Here is an 18,682-nt window from a genome sequence, read left to right on the forward strand (position 1 = left end):
CCCCCGATCGGGGGCTCGACACCGTTCCGTAACGGTTCGGCCCGGGCGCCCGTCACCAGCGTCCCACCAGGTCGTCCTGCCGTACACTTGGCCGGACGAACAGACGGAGGAGTACGTGCCAGAAGGTGTGACAGCGGGGATCACGCTCCTCGCCGACCGCTACGAGATCGGTGACGTCATCGGTCGTGGCGGCATGGCCACCGTGCACCTCGGCAACGACACCCGGCTCGGGCGCAAGGTGGCCGTCAAGCTGCTGAAGCCGAGCCTCGCCAACGACCCGGCGTTCCGGACCCGCTTCCGGCAGGAAGCTCAGTCGGCCGCGCGGATGGCCCACCCGACGATCGTGCGCGTGTACGACGCGGGCGAGGAAACGGTCACGGAGACCTCCGGTGCCGAGGTCCAGGTTCCGTACATCGTGATGGAGCACGTCGAGGGGCGTCCGCTCTCCGACATCATCTCCGATGGTCCGGTCGCCCCGGCCGAGGCCGTCCGCATCACCGAGGGCATCCTCACGGCCCTCGAGTACTCGCACCGTGCCGGTGTCGTCCACCGCGACATCAAGCCGGCGAACATCATGGTCACGCACACCGGTCAGGTGAAGGTGATGGACTTCGGCATCGCCCGCGCCATCACGGACACCTCCGCCACGGTCGCGCAGACCACCTCGATCCTGGGCACGGCGTCGTACTTCTCGCCGGAGCAGGCGCGCGGCGAGACCGTCGACGCCCGCACCGACCTCTACTCGACCGGTGTGGTCCTCTTCGAACTGCTCACCGGACGTCCGCCCTTCATCGGCGACAGCCCGGTCGCGGTCGCCTACCAGCACGTGAGCGAGCAGCCTGCCGCTCCGTCCACGATCACGTCGGACGTCTCCCCGGCACTCGACGCCGTGACCCTGCACGCCCTCGTCAAGGACCGCACGCGTCGGTTCCAGAGCGCGGCGGAGTTCCGGACGGACCTGCAGCAGGCGGCCGCGGGTCAGGTGCCGTCCTCGACGCGGAAGCTCCAGCAGCAGCACGCGAGCGACGCCTCGACGATGCTGTTCGGCGTCAACCCGCGCACCACGTCGAACCCGGCGGTGGCGTTCCGCGAACTCGACGACGACACCGCCGAGCACCGGCCGCAGCGCACGCAGAACCGGCCTCCGGTGGCGTGGATCTGGGTGGGCATCGTGCTCATCGTCGCGATCATCGCCGCGACCGTGTTCTTCGTCGCGAACCTGCAGCCCGGCAAGGCACCGGTGTCCTCCTCGGTGACGGTCCCGAACGTCGTCGGTGCCACGTGGGACTCGGCGGCCACGCGACTGAAGAAGGACGACCTGGTCCCCGTGAAGGTCCCGGAAGCCTCGGACGACGTCGATCGCGGATCGGTCATCCGGACGGAACCCGGATCGGGCAACACGGTCGCGCGCAAGTACAAGGTGAACGTGGTGGTGTCCTCCGGGCCGGCCCAGGTCACCGTGCCGAACGTCGCGAACCAGACGCAGGACGCCGCCCAGCAGGCGCTCCAGGCTGCCGGGCTCGAGGTCGGGGCGGTGAGCTCCGACTACTCGTCGAGCGTGCCCGAGGGCACCGTGCTGAGCAGCGACCCGGGCAGCGGGTCCACCGCCACCAAGGGCACGGTCGTGAACCTCACGGTGTCGAACGGCAAGGTGCAGCTCCCGGACGTCACGAACCAGCAGTTCCCGGCCGCGAACCAGACGCTGCAGAACCTCGGGCTGACCGTCGGGCAGAACCCGTCGTACTCCTGCACGGGTGGTCTCGTCACGCAGCAGGACCAGCCCGCGGGCGACATCGCCCAGGGCAGCACCGTCACGCTGACCTACTGCGCCGGTTCCGCGCAGCCGCCGCAGACCGAGCAGCCGTCACCCGGTGACTCCTCGGGCGGCAAGGGCGACGGCAGCAAGCGCGACGACGGCTGACGCCGGCCCGTCCGCGAACGCGCCAGCGGCGGACGCCGATCCGGCCGGGAGGCCCGCCACGGGTCCCCGGAACACCGCGCCTGTGCTCCTGGTCGCCTCGGCCGCGGGGCGGCGTCAGGGCCGGTGTGCGGCGATGAGCGGGTTGAGGTCGGCTGCCCGCGCAGCGGCGCCGTCCAGCCCGGTCGTCTGGAGCCAGTTGCCCACCATCCGGTAGCCGCCCTCCGTGAGGACGGACTCGGGGTGGAACTGCACGCCGTAGACAGGGTGGTCGCGGTGCTCGACCCCCATGATCACGCCGCCACCCGTCCGAGCCGTCACGACGAGCTCGTCGGGGACCGTTCCGTCGACGATCGCGAGGGAGTGGTAGCGCGTCGCGGTGAAGGGGTGCGGGACACCGGTGAACAGCGTGCTGTCGTCGTGGTCGACCTGCGACGTCTTGCCGTGCATGAGCTCGTCCGCGTGGGTCACGACCGCGCCGAGGGCTTCGGCGATGGCCTGGTGGCCGAGACACACGCCCAGCAGCGGCTTGTCGGCGGCGATGGCCGCACGGACGGTCGGGATCGACACACCGGCGTCCGCGGGGGTACCAGGGCCCGGGGACAGGAGCACGCCGTCGTAGTCGGCGATCCGCTCGGCGATCTCGTCCTCGGAGAACGAGTCGTTGCGGACGACGTCCGTCTCGGCGCCCAGCTGCTGGACGTACCCGTTCAGCGTGTAGACGAAGCTGTCGTAGTTGTCGACGACGAGGATCTTGGTCATGAGCGGTTCACCGTACTCCTGGGGGATGTGCACAGTCGGAACGAGGCCTCTGCACACCTGTGTTGACGGTAGGATACCGGCCATGGCCAAGGACAAGGACCGCACCAAGCCCGCCCGGAGGACCCGAGCCGACTCGGTCGACACCGCGGGGGACAGCCCGAACCCCGTGTGGTTCAAGCCGGTCATGTTCGGCTTCATGCTGCTCGGGCTCGCCTGGGTCATCGTCTTCTACGTGTCCCAGGGCACGCTCCCGGTGCCGTCGCTCGATTCGTGGAACATCCTCATCGGCTTCGGCATCATGTTCATCGGCTTCCTGATGACCACGCGGTGGCGCTGACCGCGCACCACACCCCTCGACGCCCGTCGTGCCGCTCGGTACGGCGGGCGTCGTCGTTTCTCCACAAGCTTCGAATTGCCGTGTGCGCCGGTGAGCGTATTCTCCACCGCTCGTCCACAGCTATCCACACTTTCCACACCACTCTCCACACCTCGGTCCCCGAGTTATCCACATGTGAATCCACAGTGGGGATAATCACACGCGTGTAACTCACCGATTTGTCCACAGCTGTGGACAACTCGATGCGTGGGTTGTGGAAACGAAGCCGCTGACGTCCCTCCGGACATGACGAACGCCCCGCCGCACAGAGCGACGGGGCGTTCTCGGCACTGACCGCGATGCCTACCCGAGGAGCGCCGCGTAGCCGACGCCGATCCCGGCCAGGAGCACGACGGCCTCGCCCACGAGCAGGCCGATCTGCAGCCCCCGCTGCCGGACGTTGCGCGTCTTCGAGAAGACGAACCCGGTGATGAAGCCGAGCACGATCCCACCGATGTGCGCCTGCCACGAGATGTTCGTCCCCGGGAGGAACCCCACGACGAGGTTCAGCCCCATGATGACGAGCAGCTGGACCGCGTTGTACCCGAGGCTCCGCTGGATCACGAAGAACGCGGCGAACAGGCCGAAGATCGCTCCGGAGGCACCGACCACCGGCGTCTGCGGACTGAGCAGCGTGACGGCGAGGTCACCGCCCAGCCCGGCGAGGAAGAACAACGCCACGAAGCGCCAGGTCCCGAGGATGTTCTCGAGCATCCGCCCGAAGATCCACACCGCCCACATGTTGAAGAGGATGTGGAAGAACGACGAGTGCACGAACAGCCCGGTGACGATCCGCCACGGCTGGCTGCCGAGGAGCCGGGTGTCGTACGCCAGGTAGAGGTTGACGTAGCCACCGGCGACCTGGTTCAGCAGCCAGAGCGCCGCGGACACGATGACGATGACGAGCGTCGCCTTCTGGTCGAGCATCGCGAACCGTCGTCGAGCAACGGTCAGACCGCTCGGGGCACCCGATGCCCGACGGTTCGCCTGGAACTGCGCCCGCTGCTCACGCACGCACTCGGGGCAGTGCACACCCACCGCCGCCGGCGTCTGGCACTCGGGGCAGATCGTCCGGCCACACCGCTGGCAGAGCACGAAGCTCTGCCGGTCGGGGTGCCGGTAGCAGGTGTTCGGGTTGGACGCCGGGTCGGTCAACGGGTTCAGACGTCCTCGACGTCGATGCTCTCGATGACGACGTCCTCGAGCGGCTTGTCACGACCGTCGGTCGCCACACCTTCGATGGCGTCGACGACCGCGCGGGACTCGTCGTCCGCGACCTCGCCGAAGATGGTGTGCTTGCCCTGCAGCCACGGCGTCGCCACGGTCGTGATGAAGAACTGCGAGCCGTTCGTCCCGCGGCCGCCCTGGATGCCGGCGTTGGCCATCGCGAAGATGTACGGGCTCTGGAAGGTGAGCTCCGGGTGGATCTCGTCGTCGAACCGGTAGCCCGGGCCGCCGATGCCCTGACCGAGCGGGTCGCCGCCCTGGATCATGAAGTCCTTGATGATGCGGTGGAAGACGACGCCGTCGTAGAGCTTGTCGGTCGAGACCTTCCCGGTCCCGGGGTGGGTCCACTCCTGCTTGCCCGTCGCGAGGTCGACGAAGTTCTTGACGGTCTTGGGAGCGTGGTTGCCGAAGAGGTTGACGCGGATGTCGCCCTTGTTCGTGTGGATCGTTGCGACAGCGGTGTGCAGAGACATGTTCCGATTCTCGCATGTACTGCCGACGTACAGACGGTACGCACAGGCAAGCCTCCGTGACCTGTCAGGCGGCGCGGTGGCAGGATGGGGACACGCCGATCCTGTGGAGGTACCAGATGACGATCGAGATCCCGCGCAAGCGCAGGAAGCAGATCAAGAAGCTCAAGGGCAAGACCGCCTCGCTCCTCGGTGAGCAGCGCAAGGTCCTCGAGCACGCGAACGCGATCCTGGCCGAGGCCCGCTCGAACGCGGCCGACGCGGCCCGCAAGGACATCGCACCCCGTGTGCAGAACGCCATCGACAACGGGATCCGTCCCGCCGTCGCCACGGGCGTGCACGCGACGAAGAGCGCCGCGCAGACCGCTTCGCACCGCTTCCAGACCGAGGTCGTCCCCGGACTCGTCGCGACCGCCGGCTCCGTGATGAGCGTCAAGGACCTCGCGAGCGACCCGCGCGTCAAGAAGATCGTCAAGGAGGCCCAGAAGAAGGGCAAGAAAGCGAAGAAGACGGCGGAGAAGTACGTGCCGCACCAGAAGAAGAAGGGCCTCGGCTTCGGTGGCGTCGCACTGATCGTCGTCGGTGTCGTCGCCGTCGCCGGCGCTGCCTACGCCGCCTACCAGACCCTCCGCGCCGACGACGACCTCTGGGTCGCCGACGACGCCGACACGGCGGAGAAGCCCGCCGCCTGACCTCCTCGGTTCGTACGACGGCCCCCGGCGCGCGCCGGGGGCCGTCGTCGTGTCACTGTCCGTCTCAGCGCACGACGTCGTACACGCCGGTGACGATCCCGGTGGGTGACACCGACGTGCGCACGACCTGGAGTTCCGCGGGGGTGTCCCCGAACAGCCGCCGACCGCCACCGAGCACGACCGGGATCACCGTGAGGACGTAGCGGTCCACGAGCCCGAGGGCAGCGAGCTGCCGGACGACGTCACCGCTGCCGAGCACGGTGACCTCGCCCTCGATCGCGTCGACGGCCCGCCGGACGGTGGCACCGAGGTCACCGGCGAGCCGCTCCGAGTTCGGGTACGGCAGCTCGAGGTCCGGGTCGCGCGTGACGACGTACTTCCGGGTGTCCCGCAGCACCGGGGTGAAGGGGTTCTCCTCGGTCACGCCGAGCCAGTGCCCCACGACGTCGGAGTAGGTCCGCCGACCGAACAGCATCGCCCCGTCCGCCGATCCCGATCCGCCGCCGAAGGCCGCCATCGCTGCTTCGGGGTCCGCCGCGAGGGGCGCGACCGCCCACCCGCCGAGCCGGAACCCTCCGCGGGTGTCCTCGTCGGGGGATGCCGGTGCCTGCATCACGCCGTCGAGACTGACGTTCTCCACCACCACGAGTGTTCCCATGGGCCCATCCTGCGCCGGTGGCGCAGCGTGCGTTCCGCACGGACCAGCGGACGGGAGGCCCGTGGCGGCGCCGACCCGTGCCTCCAGTCCGTCCCGACCCACGGTGACGACGCCGCGTCCGGAACGGAGGTGGCCACACAACGAAGCCCCTGGGAAGCGACGGAGTCGCGACCAGGGGCGCCTGCGACGCACGCGCCGCAGGAGCGGCGGCGCGTCATGGGCACACGACGAAGCCCCTGGGAAGCGACGGAGTCGCGACCAGGGGCTTCTGCGAGTGGAGCCTAGGAGAATCGAACTCCTGACATCCTGCTTGCAAAGCAGGCGCTCTACCAACTGAGCTAAGGCCCCGAGAGGTCCAGCGTACTGGACCGAGGAGGAGATGGTGGGGCTACAAGGACTTGAACCTTGGACCTCTTCGTTATCAGCGAAGCGCTCTAACCGCCTGAGCTATAGCCCCTCAGACCAGATGAGAGCCTACCGTACCGATCTCGCAGAACGAAATCGAGCGGTCGATCCCACCCGGCCCGGGTGTGTCAGTTGTTCGTGAAGCCGACGAGCAGGCCGCCGGTGATCCGCACACTGAGGTTGTAGAGGACGCTCACGATCGCGCCGAGCACGGTGCCGACGACCACGTTGAGGATGCCCACGACGATCGAGAACCCGAGCACCTGGCCCAGCGAGAACTGGTCCATGATCGAGTAGTTGTTCTGGCCGGTCACGTCCTTCAGCAGGGCGTCGACCTGGGTGAAGACGCCCGTCTGGTTCAGGATGACCCACACCAGCGCCGTGGCGACGACGATGACGATCGAACCGGCAAGGGCGATGAGGAAGCTCAGCTTCACCATCGACCAGAAGTCGACGTACACCAGTCGCAGGCGGACCTGCCGGGTGCCGACGGGCCGCTTCGCCTTCTTCTGGAGCTTCTCGGCGACACTACTCATTGCTTGACTGGTCCTCTCCGGCCTCGCGGTCGGCGGGCTGGTCGTCGGCTGCTTCGGTCGGGCTGACCGTCTCCACCGGGCCCGCGGGCTCGATCTCGGCGTCGTCCTGGTCGTCCAGGTTCCGCTCACTGTTCCGGGCCACTGCGATGATGCGGTCGTTGTCCGCGAACCTCGCGAAGACGACGCCCATCGTGTCGCGGCCCTTGGCGGGCACCTCGGCCACGGCAGACCTTACCACCTTGCCCGATTGCAGCACGACGAGCACCTCGTCGTCCTCCCCCACGATGAGAGCCCCCACAAGGTCGCCCCGGTCGGCGGCCAGCTTGGCCACCTTGATGCCGAGACCGCCACGGCCCTGCACGCGGTACTGGTCGACGGAGGTGCGCTTCGCGTACCCGCCCTCGGTCATCACCCAGACGTAGCCGTCGTCCGAGACGACCCGCGCTGCGAGGAGGGAGTCGTCGTCGCGGAAGGACATGCCCTTCACACCCGAGGTCGATCGGCCCATCGGGCGGAGCGCGTCGTTCGAGGCGGTGAAGCGCAGCGACATGCCGTGCTTCGACACGAGGAGCAGGTCGTCGGTCTCGTCGACGAGCAGCGCCTGGACGAGGGTGTCCCCGTCGCGGAGGTTGATCGCGATGATGCCGCCGCTGCGGTTCGTGTCGTACTCGGTGAGCGCGGTCTTCTTGACGAGCCCGTGCTGCGTCGCGAGCACGAGGTACTGCGCGGCCTCGTAGTCGCGGATGTCGAGCACCTGCTGGATCTGCTCGTCGGGCTGCATCGCGAGGAGGTTCGCGACGTGCTGACCCTTGGCGTCGCGGCCGGCCTCTTGCAGCTCGTACGTCTTCGCGCGGTAGACCCGGCCCTTGTCCGTCAGGAAGAGCAGCCAGTGGTGCGTCGTGGTGACGAAGAAGTGCTCGACGACGTCGTCGGCGCGGAGCTGCGCGCCCTTCACTCCGCGACCACCGCGGTGCTGCGAGCGGTAGTTGTCGCTCCGGGTGCGCTTGACGTACCCGCCGCGGGTGATGGTGACGACCATCTCCTCCTCGGGGATGAGGTCTTCCATCGACATGTCGCCGTCGAAGCCGAGCATGATCTCGCTGCGGCGGTCGTCCCCGAAGCGCGCGACGATCTCGTCGAGCTCCTCGATGACGATCGAACGCTGCCGCTCGGGCTTCGCGAGGATGTCGTTGAAGTCGGCGATCTTCCGCTCGAGTTCCTCGGCCTCGTCGTGGATCTTCTGCCGCTCGAGAGCAGCGAGGCGACGGAGCTGGAGCTCGAGGATCGCGCGAGCCTGGATCTCGTCGACGTCGAGGAGCTCCATCAGACCGGAGCGGGCCTCTTCGGCGTCGGGCGACCGACGGATGAGCGCGATGACCTCGTCGAGCGCGTCGAGGGCCTTGAGGTACCCGCGCAGGATGTGCGCGCGCTTCTCGGCCTCGCGCAGCCGGTACTGGGTGCGGCGGACGATGACGTCGATCTGGTGCTCGACCCAGGCGGAGATGAACCCGTCGAGCGCGAGGGTGCGGGGCACGCCGTCGACGATCGCGAGCATGTTCGCGCCGAAGTTCTCCTGCAGCTGCGTGTGCTTGTACAGGTTGTTGAGGACGACCTTCGCCACCGCGTCGCGCTTCAGCACGATGACGAGACGCTGACCGGTGCGGCCCGACGTCTCGTCGCGGATGTCGGCGATGCCGGCGAGCTTGCCGTCCTTCACGCCCTCGGCGATCTTGATCGCGAGGTTGTCCGGGTTCACCTGGTACGGGAGCTCGGTGACGACGAGGCACGTGCGGCCCTGGATCTCCTCGACGTTCACGACGGCACGCATCGTGATCGAGCCGCGGCCGGTCCGGTAGGCGTCCTGGATGCCCTTGGTGCCGAGGATCTGCGCGCCGGTCGGGAAGTCCGGGCCCTTGATCCGCTGCATGAGCGCGACGAGGAGTTCCTCACGCGTGGCCTCGGGGTTCTCGAGTGCCCACTTCGCGCCCTCCGCGACCTCGCGGAGGTTGTGCGGCGGGATGTTCGTCGCCATGCCGACCGCGATGCCGACGGAACCGTTGACGAGGAGGTTCGGGAACCGCGACGGCAGGATCGCCGGCTCCTGGGTGCGACCGTCGTAGTTGTCCTGGAAGTCGACGGTCTCTTCCTCGATGTCCCGCACCATCTCGAGGGCGAGCGGGGCCATCTTGGTCTCGGTGTACCGCGGGGCGGCGGCGCCGTCGTTGCCGGCGGAGCCGAAGTTGCCCTGGCCGAGCGCGAGCGGGTACCGCAGGGACCACGGCTGCACGAGGCGGACGAGCGCGTCGTAGATCGCCGAGTCGCCGTGCGGGTGGAACTGGCCCATGACGTCGCCGACGACGCGGGAGCACTTCGAGAACGCGCGGTCGGGGCGGTAGCCGCCGTCGTACATCGCGTAGAGGACGCGGCGGTGCACCGGCTTCAGCCCGTCGCGGACCTCCGGCAGCGCGCGGCCGACGATGACCGACATCGCGTAGTCGAGGTAGGAGCGCTGCATCTCGAGCTGCAGGTCGACCTGCGAGATGCGGTCACCGGAGACGACGATGTCCCCGCTGTCGCCGTGCACGATCTCGGGCTGCTCGTCGGCGCCGTTCTCGTTGTCGTCAGCCATGTGGCTTCGTTCCCTTTCTGGACAGCCTGGAGGCTGTGGTTCCGTTGGTCGCGCCGGGCGCGACCACAGGTGGTCGGGTCTGGTGCTCGCTGCTCACGCCGTGCCTCCCGGCTCGGGTGGTGACGAGCTCAGATGTCGAGGAAGCGGACGTCCTTGGCGTTCTGCTGGATGAACTGGCGACGCGCGTCGACGTCCTCGCCCATCAGCGTCGCGAAGACGCTGTCGACGGCGGCGGCGTCCTCGAGGGTGACCTGCAGGAGCGTGCGGGTGTCCGGGTTCATGGTGGTGTCCCAGAGCTCCTTGTAGTCCATCTCGCCGAGACCCTTGTAGCGCTGGATGCCGTTGTCCTTCGGGATCCGCTTGCCGGACGCGAGGCCGGCCTGCAGCAGCGCATCGCGCTCGCGGTCCGAGAACACGTACTCGTGGGCGGAGTTCGACCACTTCAGTCGGTACAGCGGCGGCTGTGCGAGGTAGACGTAGCCGCGCTCGATGAGCGGCCGCATGTAGCGGAAGAGGAGCGTCAGGAGGAGCGTCGTGATGTGCTGGCCGTCCACGTCGGCATCGGCCATGAGCACGATCTTGTGGTACCGCGCCTTCTCCGGGTCGAAGTCCTCGCCGATGCCGGCGCCGAACGCCGTGATCATCGACTGGATCTCCTGGTTGGCGAGGGCACGGTCGAGACGCGCCTTCTCGACGTTCAGGATCTTGCCCCGCAGCGGGAGGATCGCCTGCGTGAGCGGGTTGCGCCCCTGCACGGCCGAACCACCGGCGGAGTCGCCCTCGACCATGAAGATCTCGGAGATCGTCGGGTCCTTCGACTGGCAGTCCTTGAGCTTGCCGGGCATCCCACCGGACTCGAGGAGACCCTTGCGGCGGGTGGTCTCGCGCGCCTTGCGGGCGGCGAGTCGGGCCTGGGACGCCTGGATCGCCTTGCGGATGACGTCGCGCGCCTGGGTGGGGTTGCGGTCGAACCAGTCGGCGAGCTCGGTGCCGACGACCTTCTGCACGAAGCCCTTCGCCTCGGTGTTGCCGAGCTTGGTCTTCGTCTGGCCCTCGAACTGCGGTTCGCCGAGCTTGATGGAGATGACGGCCGTCAGACCCTCACGGATGTCGTCACCCGTGAGGTTGTCGTCCTTCTCCTTGATGATCTTGTTCTCACGCGCGTACTTGTTGACGAGCCAGGTCAGCGCGGCGCGGAAGCCCTCTTCGTGGGTGCCGCCCTCGTGCGTGTTGATCGTGTTCGCGAAGGTGTGGACGCTCTCCTGGTAGGAGGTGTTCCACTGCATCGCGATCTCGAGCGCGATCTGGCGCTCCTTGTCCTCGGCCTCGATCGAGATGACGTCCTCGTGCACCTTGTCGGACTTCTTCTGCGCGTTGAGGTACTCGACGTAGTCGATGAGCCCGCGTTCGTAGTGGAAGGTGTCCTTCCGAGCCTCTTCGCCCTCGTCCGGGGTGCGCTCGTCGCGGAGCTCGATCTTCAGGCCCTTGTTGAGGAAGGCCGTCTGCTGGAACCGGGTGCGCAGCGTCTCGTAGTCGAACTCGGTCGTCTCGAAGATCTGGTCGTTCGGCCAGAACGTGATCGTCGTACCCGTGCGGTCGGTCTCCTCACCCTCGGCGACCGGGGCGACGGGGACGCCGTCGGTGTAGCTCTGCCGGTAGACGTGCCCGTCGCGGGCGACCTCGACGTCGAGCTCGGTGCTGAGCGCGTTGACGACGGACGAACCGACGCCGTGCAGACCACCGGAGACCGCGTAGCCGCCACCGCCGAACTTGCCACCGGCGTGGAGGACGGTCAGGACGACCTGGAGGGTGGAGACACCCTCGGTCGGGTGCGTGCTGACCGGGATGCCACGGCCGTTGTCGACGACGCGGATGCCACCGTCTTCACGGATGGTGATGCCGATCGTGTCGCAGTAGCCGGCGAGGGCTTCGTCGACGGAGTTGTCGACGATCTCGTAGACCAGGTGGTGGAGACCGCGCGGACCCGTCGAGCCGATGTACATGCCCGGGCGCTTGCGGACGGCTTCGAGGCCCTCCAGCACCTGGATCTGGTCTGCACCGTAGGACGGTTCGTTCTTCTGTGCGTCGTCAGATCCTGATGTCATGTCGAGAGAGCTCCTGCCTGCGCGCGGAACACCCGCACACTGCACTGCCCAGTCTACCGCGTCGGGCGTTCGTTCGAGGCGGAATCCGGGCGCTGACGGGCCTTTTTTCGCCCGGCAGGATGAAATTGTCGGCTCAACCGTAGGTGTCGCGAGGACCGCGCCCCTGGACCGTCCTGGGACCGCGTTTCCAGGTGGGGGAGTCGGGCCCGGAAACCCGGATCGACTGGACCCCTGCCTGCGGGTGCCGTTCGGCGATGGTCGTGGTGATGGTCGACCGCATGAGTCGGAGCTGTGTCGCCCACGCCGTCGAGTCGCACCGGATGACCAGCGCACCGTCGTCGATGGTCACCGGACGGGAGTGCTTCGCGAGCTCTTCCCCGACGACGCCGGACCAGTCGACGAACAGCTCGGAACGTGCGAGCGGCTCGACCCAACCCAGTTCGTCCGCGAGCGACCCGACGACGTCGCCGAGGCCCTTCGGCTCACGACCGCGACCGTACGGCACCGAGTCGGCGTCGACCTCGCGGGCGCGACGTCGGCGAGCATCGACCGTCCGGAGCGAGGGGTCGCCGAAGACCGCCTTGAGGTGCCGGTAGAACCGGGAGGGCTCGGTCGGCTTCCACGGCTTCGGCATCAGGACGCCGTGTCCGCGGTCGGCGGGTCGACGACCGCCGCGTTGCTCGGGTCGGCGATGCTCCCCGCACTCGTCGGGTCGACGATCGTCCCCGCCTCGATGTGCACGGTGTGCGCCGCCAACTGCGCGGGCACGTCCCCGAACACGGCCGCCGTGATGAGCACCTGCTCGTAGTCGGCGACCGCGTTCGCCAGGCGTTCACGGCGTGACTCGTCGAGTTCGGCGAACACGTCGTCCAGGATGATGATCGGGTCACCGAGGGTCGACTCCGCGCGGAGCACCGCGGCGCTCGCGAGCTGGACCGCCAGCGCGAACGACCACGATTCGCCGTGACTGGCGTATCCGCGGGCCGGTAACCCGTTCAACTGGAACAGCACGTCGTCCCGGTGAGGTCCGACGAGCGTCAGCCCACGGTCGAGTTCGTCGCGACGACGGCGTTCGAGCGCACTCCGGAACGCCTCGGCGGCGGCGGGGACGCTCACCGGCTCGTCCGGCGTCCCGAGCACCGGATCGGTCGCGGCGGCGTCCTCGGGATCGCCACCGCGGACGCTGAGCACGCCGGTGATGGTCGCTTCGTGCCGTTCACCGGCGACGGTCGCGTAGGCCTCCGTCACGAACGGAGCGAGGCGTCGGGTCAGGTGGTCGCGCGCGGCGATGATCTCGGCACCGAACGACACGAGCCGGTCGTCCCACACGTCGAGCGTCGACAGGGCGCCCGCCTTCGATCCGGTCGCCCGGGCCGACTTGAGCAGCGTGTTCCGCTGACGCAGGGTCCGGTCGTAGTCGGCGAGGACCCCCTGCATCCGCGGAGCGATCTGGCCGAGGAGCTCGTCGAGCATCCGTCGACGTCCGGCCGGTTCGCCGCGGACCAGCGCGAGGTCCTCCGGGGCGAACAGCACGCTCGTGCAGTACCGCGGGAGTTCACGGGGCTTGATCGCCGCGCGGTTCACCTGCGCCCGGTTCGACCCCGAGCGGTTGATCTGCACCTCGGCGAGGATGCTCCGGTCCTCGTGGGCGAGCCGGGCACGGACGATCGCCGCGTCACAGCCCTGCCGCACGAGTGCCGCGTCGGTGGGGACACGGTGCGAGCCGAGGGTCGACAGGTAGCCGATCGCCTCGACGAGGTTGGTCTTGCCCTGTCCGTTCCGGCCGACGAACAGGTTCGGCCCGCGTGCGAGGTCGACCTCCGCCTCCCGGTAGTTCCGGAAGTCGGTGAGTTGCAGGTGGTCGACGTGCACGCGGGCCGAGACGAGCTCAGGTGGTTACCCGAGCTACGCCTTCTTGACGGCGTGGCCGCCGAACTGGTTGCGGAGCGCCGCGACGGCCTTCATCGTCGGGGACTCGCTGCCCTGACGCGACACGAAGCGCGCGAACATCGCGGCCGAGAGCGCGGGCATCGGCACGGCGAGCTCGATCGCCTCTTCGAGGGTCCAGCGACCCTCGCCCGAGTCGTCGACGTAGCCCTCGAGCTCGTCGAGCTTCGGGTCCTCGTTGATGGCCAGCACGAGCAGGTCGAGCAGCCAGGACCGCACGACGGTGCCGCGCTGCCACCCGGCGAAGACCGCGGGGACGTCGTGGACGATGTCCTTGGCCTCGAGGAGCTCGTAGCCCTCGCCGTACGCCTGCATGATCGCGTACTCGATGCCGTTGTGGACCATCTTCGCGTAGTGCCCCGCGCCGACGCCGCCGGCGTGCGAGAAGCCCTCTTCGCGCGGGCCCTCGGGGCGGAGCGCGTCGAAGACCGGCATGGCGAACTCGACGTCCTCGGGGGCGCCGCCCACCATGAGGCCGTAGCCGTTCTGCTTGCCCCAGACGCCACCGGAGACGCCGGCGTCCATGTAGCGGATGCCCTTGGCGTCGAGCTGCTTGGCGTGCACCTCGTCGTCGAGCCACTTCGAGTTGCCGCCGTCGATGACGAGGTCACCCTCGCCCAGGACGTTCGACAGGTCGGTGATCACGTCGTCGGTGATCTTGCCGTGCGGGACCATGACCCACACGAGCTTCTTGCCCTCGGGGAGCGCCGCGGCGAGGGCGCCGAGGTCAGCGACGTCCGAGACCTCGGGGTTCGCGTCGTAGCCGGTGACCTCGATGCCTGCGTTGCGGAGACGGGCACGCATGTTGTTGCCCATGCGACCGAGGCCGACAAGACCGATGTGCATGATTTCCTCTTCTGTTCGTCGTCGCGCTGATGCAGGGGTGGCGCGTCAGCGCAGTGTTCGGCTGTTGCGCTTACCGCAGCAGGAGATTGGGCTGCAGCAGGTACCGGTATCCGTCCGTGGCAGGTGCGTCCTGCGAAGTCTGGCCGGTGAGGAGCACCGGGCCGGGCTTGTTCGGGTTCTCCGTCTTGGTGAAGGAGATGCGGACGAACTCGGAGTGCACCGCGTTCAACCCGTCCAGGAGGAAGGCGGGCTTCAGCGAGACCACCGTTTCCTCTCCGGTCAGCAACGCACTGATCGACTCTGACGCCTGCGCTTGTTCGGACCCGATCGCCTCGAGCGTGAGCCCGTCGACCGAGAAGGAGAACCGGAGCGCCGCTTCGCGCTCCAGGACGAGGGAGACCCGTCGGACCGCCTCGACGAGCTCCGCGGTGTTGATCACCGCGTGGTCGTCGACGGTCTCGGGGAAGAGCCGGCGGACCGGCGGGTAGTTGCCCTTGATGAGCAACGAGGTCACGGTCTTGTCGTCGGCGTGGAACGCGATGAGCTCGCGGTCCGAGGTGCCGCTGATCGAGACCGACACGGTGGACGCCGAGCCGAACGTGCGGCCGACCTCCTGCAGGGTGCGCGCCGGGACGAGCGCGTGGAGCGGCTCGGAGCCGACACGGCCGGAGTCCCACGCGATCGTCCGGACGGCGACGCGGTACCGGTCGGTCGCGATGAGCGAGAGGTCGTTGTCGCCGACCTCGAGCTGCACGCCCGTGATGACCGGCGTGACGTCGTCGCGGCTGGCGGCGACGGCGACCTGCGACACGGCCTCGGAGAACGCGTCGCCGGGGATGACGCCGGTCTGCGCACCGATCTCCGGGAGGGTCGGGTACTCCTCGACCGGCATGGAGAGCAGCGTGAAGTGCGCCGAGCCGCAGCTCACCGAGATCTTGGTGTCCTCGGTTGTGAACGTGACGGGGGCGTTCGGGAGCCGGCTCGCGATGTCGTTGAGCAGTCGGCCGGAGACCAGGACCGTGCCCGGCTCGTCGATCTGCGCCGTGATGGACGTCTGTGCGGAGACCTCGTAGTCGAAGGACGACAGCGTCAGACGGTCGCCTTCGGCGTGGATCAGCACACCGGACAGGATCGGGAGGGTCGTGCGCTGTGGGAGGAGCTTCACCGCGAAGGAGACGGCTTCGGAGAAGACGTCCCGGTTGACCTCGAACTTCACAGCTGGGACCCCTGTCGATCGTTTGGACTGTCCGGCCGCCCCATTGTGGCACAGCGCAGCGGCCGCCGGATTCTTGTCATCCCGCCGTCCACAAGGTTGTCCCACGGAGATTCATCGTTAACCAGGATCAATGGTGTTAACGCCTGTGCACAGTGTGGATAACTCTGTGCATCCCGCTTGTCCACAAGGAACTACACAGGTGTGAGTTGTGAGTGGTGTGTTGACGAGGTCTGGATGAGTAAACGTCATCTATCCACTTCCATCCCCAGTCTCCACAGGTGGGGTCAGATCTGTGTACAACCGGACCGCGTGTCATCCACAGTTATCCACAGGCTTTCCACACTGTGGGAATCTCGCCGCCTGGAACCGTCTCAGATGGTGGACATGCGCGCATTCACACTGATCAGAGGGCGTGTCGCACGCATCCGACATGTCGCTGCCGCGACGAGGAGACGAACTGGCGCGCCCCGCTCAGCGGTGACCCGCCGGCGTCGCGCGGGGCGCGCCGACCGAGCCGGCGAGGGAGGGGTGCCAGCCCGCACCGCGCCTCCAGTCCGTCCGCGTCTCGCGACGTGCGTCGCGACGCGTCGTACCCAGCGGGGTCAGCGGTAGCGGCGGTCCTGCTTGATCCGGCTCGTGAGCTCGGTGACCTGGTTGTAGATCGACCGACGCTCCTTCATGAGCTCGGTGATCTTCTTGTTGGCGTACATGACCGTGGTGTGGTCACGGTTGCCGAACAGCTGCCCGATCTTCGGGAGGGACAGGCTCGTCATCTCCCGGCAGAGGTACATCGCGATCTGTCGCGCGGTTGCGATCGCCTGGGAGCGGGAGGAGCCGTAGAGGTCGTCGACGGAGAGCTTGAAGTACTCCGCGGTGTGGTTGATGATGTCCGTCGGCGCGATCACGTTGTCGTCGTCGAGCGTGATCAGGTCCTTCAGGACCGTCTGCACGAGCGCCATGTCGACGGCGGTCCGGTTGAGGCTCGCGAACGCGGTCACCCGGATGAGCGTGCCCTCGAGCTCCCGGATGTTGCTCGACACCTTCGACGCCATGAACTCGAGGATGTCGTCGGGCACCTGCAGGTGGTCGGACTGCGCCTTCTTGCGGAGGATCGCGATGCGCGTCTCGAGGTCGGGCGCCTGCACGTCGGTGATGAGCCCCCACTCGAAGCGCGAGCGCATCCGGTCCTCGAAGCCGGTGAGGTGCTTCGGTGCGACGTCCGACGTGATCACGACCTGCTTGTTGTGGTCGTGCAGGGTGTTGAACGTGTGGAAGAAGGCCTCCTGCGTGGAGTCCTTCCCCTGGAGGAACTGGATGTCGTCGATCAGCAGGATGTCGATGTCGCGGTACCGCTGCTGGAACTGGTTCGACCGGTTGTTCGCGATCGAGTTGATGAAGTCGTTCGTGAACTCCTCGCTCGACACGTACCGCACCCGGATGCCCGGGTAGAGGCTCTCGGCGTAGTGGCCGATCGCGTGCAGGAGGTGGGTCTTGCCGAGGCCCGAGTCGCCGTAGATGAACAGCGGGTTGTACGCCTTGGCCGGAGCCTCGGCGACCGCGACCGCCGCGGCGTGGGCGAAGCGGTTCGACGACCCGATGACGAAGTTGTCGAAGTTGTACTTCGGGTTGAGCCGGGACTCCGGCCGGCCACCGGTACCAGGGGCGTCGATCTGGCTCGGGACGAACGGCGCCTCGATGTACTGCCGGGGTGCTGCGCTCTGCTCGACGGTCGCCTGCGACGCTTCGGCGTACTCGGGGACGTGCGTCGCGGTCACGACGTCCACGCGGGGCTCCGAGGCCATGTCCGGGTTCACGGTGATCGCGAAGTTGGCGACCGCGTCGTCGCCGATCCGGGCGATCGCCTCGGTGATGGGGATGCGGATGCGCTGTTCGAGCATCCCGCGGGTGAGGTCGTTCGGCACCTCGAGGTAGAGGGTGCCGGCGAGCACGCCCTTCGGCTCGACCAGGTTGAGGAAGCCCTGCAGCTGCGGGGTGATGCGGTCGTCCTCGGCGAGGAGTCCGAGCACCGACGTCCAGAGGTCCTCGACGGGGTCGGCCGGCATCGTCATGTCGCGCTCGTCTCCAGGTTCGTTCGTGCTCGTGTGCTCGTCGGGTCATCGTCGGCGGTGGCGGCTGCACGCCGCGGGCCCCCCCGGTACCGCTCGGTCGAGGACGGCGTCGGCGGCACCCTCGGCGCCGGAGGCGGACACTGTGCCGAACCGTACGGTCCACAGGGTTGTCCACAGCCTTGTCCACGACCGCCCGACCGAGCTCTGGAGGGGGAATCCCTGTCGTACCGGGCCGAGGGCGGATCGATCACACCACTGTACGGGACCACAGCGCGTCGCACCGAACCGAAGTTTTCCCCAGTGTGGACAATGGTCGTGCGCACTGCGGTCCCGGTCGTCGTTTGACCTCTCTGCCGCTGTCACGTACCGTTAACCAGTTGACTGCGGCCAGTTGGTCGCGCCCGTTACGCGTCGTTCGGTGCTCCGAGCGGCAACACACATACATACGTGACGGCTCACACGGACACTCGCGCAGTGCACTCTGGCGCAGTGATCGGTGCAGCCGCGTGGAGATCATCATGAGCAAGCGCACCTTCCAGCCGAACAACCGCCGCCGCGCCAAGAAGCACGGCTTCCGCGCCCGCATGCGTACCCGTGCCGGCCGCGCCATCCTCGCCGCGCGCCGTTCCAAGGGCCGCACCGAGCTCAGCGCCTGAGCAGGCATCGCCTGATCGACCGCCGATCGGTCCGCTCGCGGACCGTTCTCCGGTAGCGAGCATGCTGGCCCGCGCCAACCGCATCGTCCGTGGAGACGACTACCGGTCCGTCGGGGGGGGGGGGGGCCCCCCCCCCCCCCCGGCCGGCCGGGCGGTCCCAGGGCGGGGCA

16 protein-coding genes and 2 tRNA genes are annotated in these 18,682 nt (G+C 68.0%); 4 read left to right on the forward strand and 14 right to left on the reverse strand.

Annotated elements, in window-relative coordinates:
* Window positions 1-115 precede the first annotated feature (115 nt).
* Window positions 116-1,921, forward strand: coding sequence for a Stk1 family PASTA domain-containing Ser/Thr kinase (gene pknB / locus ACIPYW_RS05595; RefSeq protein WP_400411565.1), 1,806 nt, complete (start codon window positions 116-118; stop codon window positions 1,919-1,921).
* A 114-nt stretch (window positions 1,922-2,035) separates the two neighbouring features.
* Here pknB and ACIPYW_RS05600 read toward each other — a convergent pair whose 3' ends face one another.
* Complete coding sequence (locus ACIPYW_RS05600) at window positions 2,036-2,680, reverse strand: aminodeoxychorismate/anthranilate synthase component II (RefSeq protein WP_290133367.1); 645 nt, start codon at window positions 2,678-2,680, stop codon at window positions 2,036-2,038.
* Window positions 2,681-2,762: 82 nt separating this feature from the next.
* Here ACIPYW_RS05600 and ACIPYW_RS05605 point away from each other — a divergent pair, with 82 nt between their 5' ends.
* Window positions 2,763-3,017 carry a cell division protein CrgA gene (locus ACIPYW_RS05605; RefSeq protein WP_058724800.1) on the forward strand — a complete coding sequence of 85 codons (255 nt, stop codon included), beginning with the start codon at window positions 2,763-2,765 and terminating at the stop codon, window positions 3,015-3,017.
* A 342-nt stretch (window positions 3,018-3,359) separates the two neighbouring features.
* On the opposite strand, the gene ACIPYW_RS05610 is transcribed toward ACIPYW_RS05605, so the two are convergent.
* Entirely contained in the window at window positions 3,360-4,211 is an 852-nt protein-coding gene (locus tag ACIPYW_RS05610; protein WP_400411569.1) for a rhomboid family intramembrane serine protease, read from the reverse strand.
* 5 nt (window positions 4,212-4,216) lie between these two features.
* Window positions 4,217-4,756, reverse strand: coding sequence for a peptidylprolyl isomerase (locus ACIPYW_RS05615; RefSeq protein ID WP_400411570.1), 540 nt, complete (start codon window positions 4,754-4,756; stop codon window positions 4,217-4,219).
* A 116-nt stretch (window positions 4,757-4,872) separates the two neighbouring features.
* On the opposite strand from ACIPYW_RS05615, the gene ACIPYW_RS05620 reads away from it, so the two are divergent.
* Window positions 4,873-5,445 carry a hypothetical protein gene (locus ACIPYW_RS05620; RefSeq protein ID WP_058724803.1) on the forward strand — a complete coding sequence of 191 codons (573 nt, stop codon included), beginning with the start codon at window positions 4,873-4,875 and terminating at the stop codon, window positions 5,443-5,445.
* A 64-nt stretch (window positions 5,446-5,509) separates the two neighbouring features.
* Here ACIPYW_RS05620 and ACIPYW_RS05625 read toward each other — a convergent pair whose 3' ends face one another.
* From ACIPYW_RS05625 to dnaA, 11 genes are all read right to left on the reverse strand, one after another.
* A complete protein-coding gene (locus ACIPYW_RS05625; RefSeq protein WP_400411572.1) occupies window positions 5,510-6,103 on the reverse strand; it encodes a dihydrofolate reductase family protein in 594 nt (197 codons plus the stop codon).
* A gap of 275 nt (window positions 6,104-6,378) precedes the next feature.
* Window positions 6,379-6,451 (reverse strand) — tRNA-Ala (locus ACIPYW_RS05630).
* 32 nt (window positions 6,452-6,483) lie between these two features.
* Window positions 6,484-6,560: transfer RNA gene (locus tag ACIPYW_RS05635), tRNA-Ile, on the reverse strand.
* A gap of 76 nt (window positions 6,561-6,636) precedes the next feature.
* Window positions 6,637-7,044, reverse strand: coding sequence for a DUF3566 domain-containing protein (locus ACIPYW_RS05640; protein WP_022904049.1), 408 nt, complete (start codon window positions 7,042-7,044; stop codon window positions 6,637-6,639).
* Window positions 7,037-9,673: a DNA gyrase subunit A gene (gene gyrA / locus ACIPYW_RS05645; protein WP_400411575.1), complete on the reverse strand. Its 2,637-nt coding sequence runs from the start codon at window positions 9,671-9,673 to the stop codon at window positions 7,037-7,039. Before gyrA ends, ACIPYW_RS05640 begins: the two co-directional genes overlap by 8 nt.
* A 128-nt stretch (window positions 9,674-9,801) precedes the next feature.
* Window positions 9,802-11,778, reverse strand: a complete 1,977-nt coding sequence (gene gyrB / locus ACIPYW_RS05650; RefSeq protein ID WP_058724804.1) for a DNA topoisomerase (ATP-hydrolyzing) subunit B — start codon at window positions 11,776-11,778, stop codon at window positions 9,802-9,804.
* A 133-nt stretch (window positions 11,779-11,911) separates the two neighbouring features.
* Complete coding sequence (locus ACIPYW_RS05655) at window positions 11,912-12,412, reverse strand: DUF721 domain-containing protein (RefSeq protein ID WP_400411578.1); 501 nt, start codon at window positions 12,410-12,412, stop codon at window positions 11,912-11,914.
* Window positions 12,412-13,650, reverse strand: coding sequence for a DNA replication/repair protein RecF (recF, locus tag ACIPYW_RS05660; protein WP_400411580.1), 1,239 nt, complete (start codon window positions 13,648-13,650; stop codon window positions 12,412-12,414). Before recF ends, ACIPYW_RS05655 begins: the two co-directional genes overlap by 1 nt.
* Before the next feature lie 33 nt (window positions 13,651-13,683).
* A complete protein-coding gene (gene gnd / locus ACIPYW_RS05665) occupies window positions 13,684-14,571 on the reverse strand; it encodes a phosphogluconate dehydrogenase (NAD(+)-dependent, decarboxylating) (RefSeq protein ID WP_400411583.1) in 888 nt (295 codons plus the stop codon).
* Window positions 14,572-14,641: 70 nt separating this feature from the next.
* A complete protein-coding gene (gene dnaN / locus ACIPYW_RS05670) occupies window positions 14,642-15,787 on the reverse strand; it encodes a DNA polymerase III subunit beta (protein ID WP_290133375.1) in 1,146 nt (381 codons plus the stop codon).
* Window positions 15,788-16,389: 602 nt separating this feature from the next.
* On the reverse strand, window positions 16,390-17,856 hold the full coding sequence (gene dnaA / locus ACIPYW_RS05675) for a chromosomal replication initiator protein DnaA (RefSeq protein WP_400411586.1): 1,467 nt from the start codon (window positions 17,854-17,856) through the stop codon (window positions 16,390-16,392).
* Window positions 17,857-18,374: 518 nt separating this feature from the next.
* Between dnaA and rpmH the strand changes: the two genes are divergently transcribed.
* Window positions 18,375-18,512 (forward strand): 50S ribosomal protein L34, encoded by a 138-nt coding sequence (rpmH, locus tag ACIPYW_RS05680; RefSeq protein WP_019181680.1) that lies wholly within the window; start codon window positions 18,375-18,377, stop codon window positions 18,510-18,512.
* Window positions 18,513-18,682: the final 170 nt, after the last annotated feature.

Source organism: Curtobacterium sp. NPDC089689, from assembly GCF_044749145.1.
GTDB lineage: Bacteria > Actinomycetota > Actinomycetes > Actinomycetales > Microbacteriaceae > Curtobacterium.

Excerpts from the sequence above, each read along its gene's own strand:
- ACIPYW_RS05600 (WP_290133367.1), bottom strand. The coding sequence starts at position 2,680 with ATGACCAAGATCCTCGTCGTCGACAACTACGACAGCTTCGTCTACACG.
- ACIPYW_RS05605 (WP_058724800.1), top strand. The coding sequence starts at position 2,763 with ATGGCCAAGGACAAGGACCGCACCAAGCCCGCCCGGAGGACCCGAGCC.
- ACIPYW_RS05615 (WP_400411570.1), bottom strand. The coding sequence starts at position 4,756 with ATGTCTCTGCACACCGCTGTCGCAACGATCCACACGAACAAGGGCGAC.
- ACIPYW_RS05620 (WP_058724803.1), top strand. The coding sequence starts at position 4,873 with ATGACGATCGAGATCCCGCGCAAGCGCAGGAAGCAGATCAAGAAGCTC.
- ACIPYW_RS05625 (WP_400411572.1), bottom strand. The coding sequence starts at position 6,103 with ATGGGAACACTCGTGGTGGTGGAGAACGTCAGTCTCGACGGCGTGATG.
- ACIPYW_RS05640 (WP_022904049.1), bottom strand. The coding sequence starts at position 7,044 with ATGAGTAGTGTCGCCGAGAAGCTCCAGAAGAAGGCGAAGCGGCCCGTC.
- gyrA (WP_400411575.1), bottom strand. The coding sequence starts at position 9,673 with ATGGCTGACGACAACGAGAACGGCGCCGACGAGCAGCCCGAGATCGTG.
- gyrB (WP_058724804.1), bottom strand. The coding sequence starts at position 11,778 with ATGACATCAGGATCTGACGACGCACAGAAGAACGAACCGTCCTACGGT.
- ACIPYW_RS05655 (WP_400411578.1), bottom strand. The coding sequence starts at position 12,412 with ATGCCGAAGCCGTGGAAGCCGACCGAGCCCTCCCGGTTCTACCGGCAC.
- gnd (WP_400411583.1), bottom strand. The coding sequence starts at position 14,571 with ATGCACATCGGTCTTGTCGGCCTCGGTCGCATGGGCAACAACATGCGT.
- dnaA (WP_400411586.1), bottom strand. The coding sequence starts at position 17,856 with ATGACGATGCCGGCCGACCCCGTCGAGGACCTCTGGACGTCGGTGCTC.
- rpmH (WP_019181680.1), top strand. The coding sequence starts at position 18,375 with ATGAGCAAGCGCACCTTCCAGCCGAACAACCGCCGCCGCGCCAAGAAG.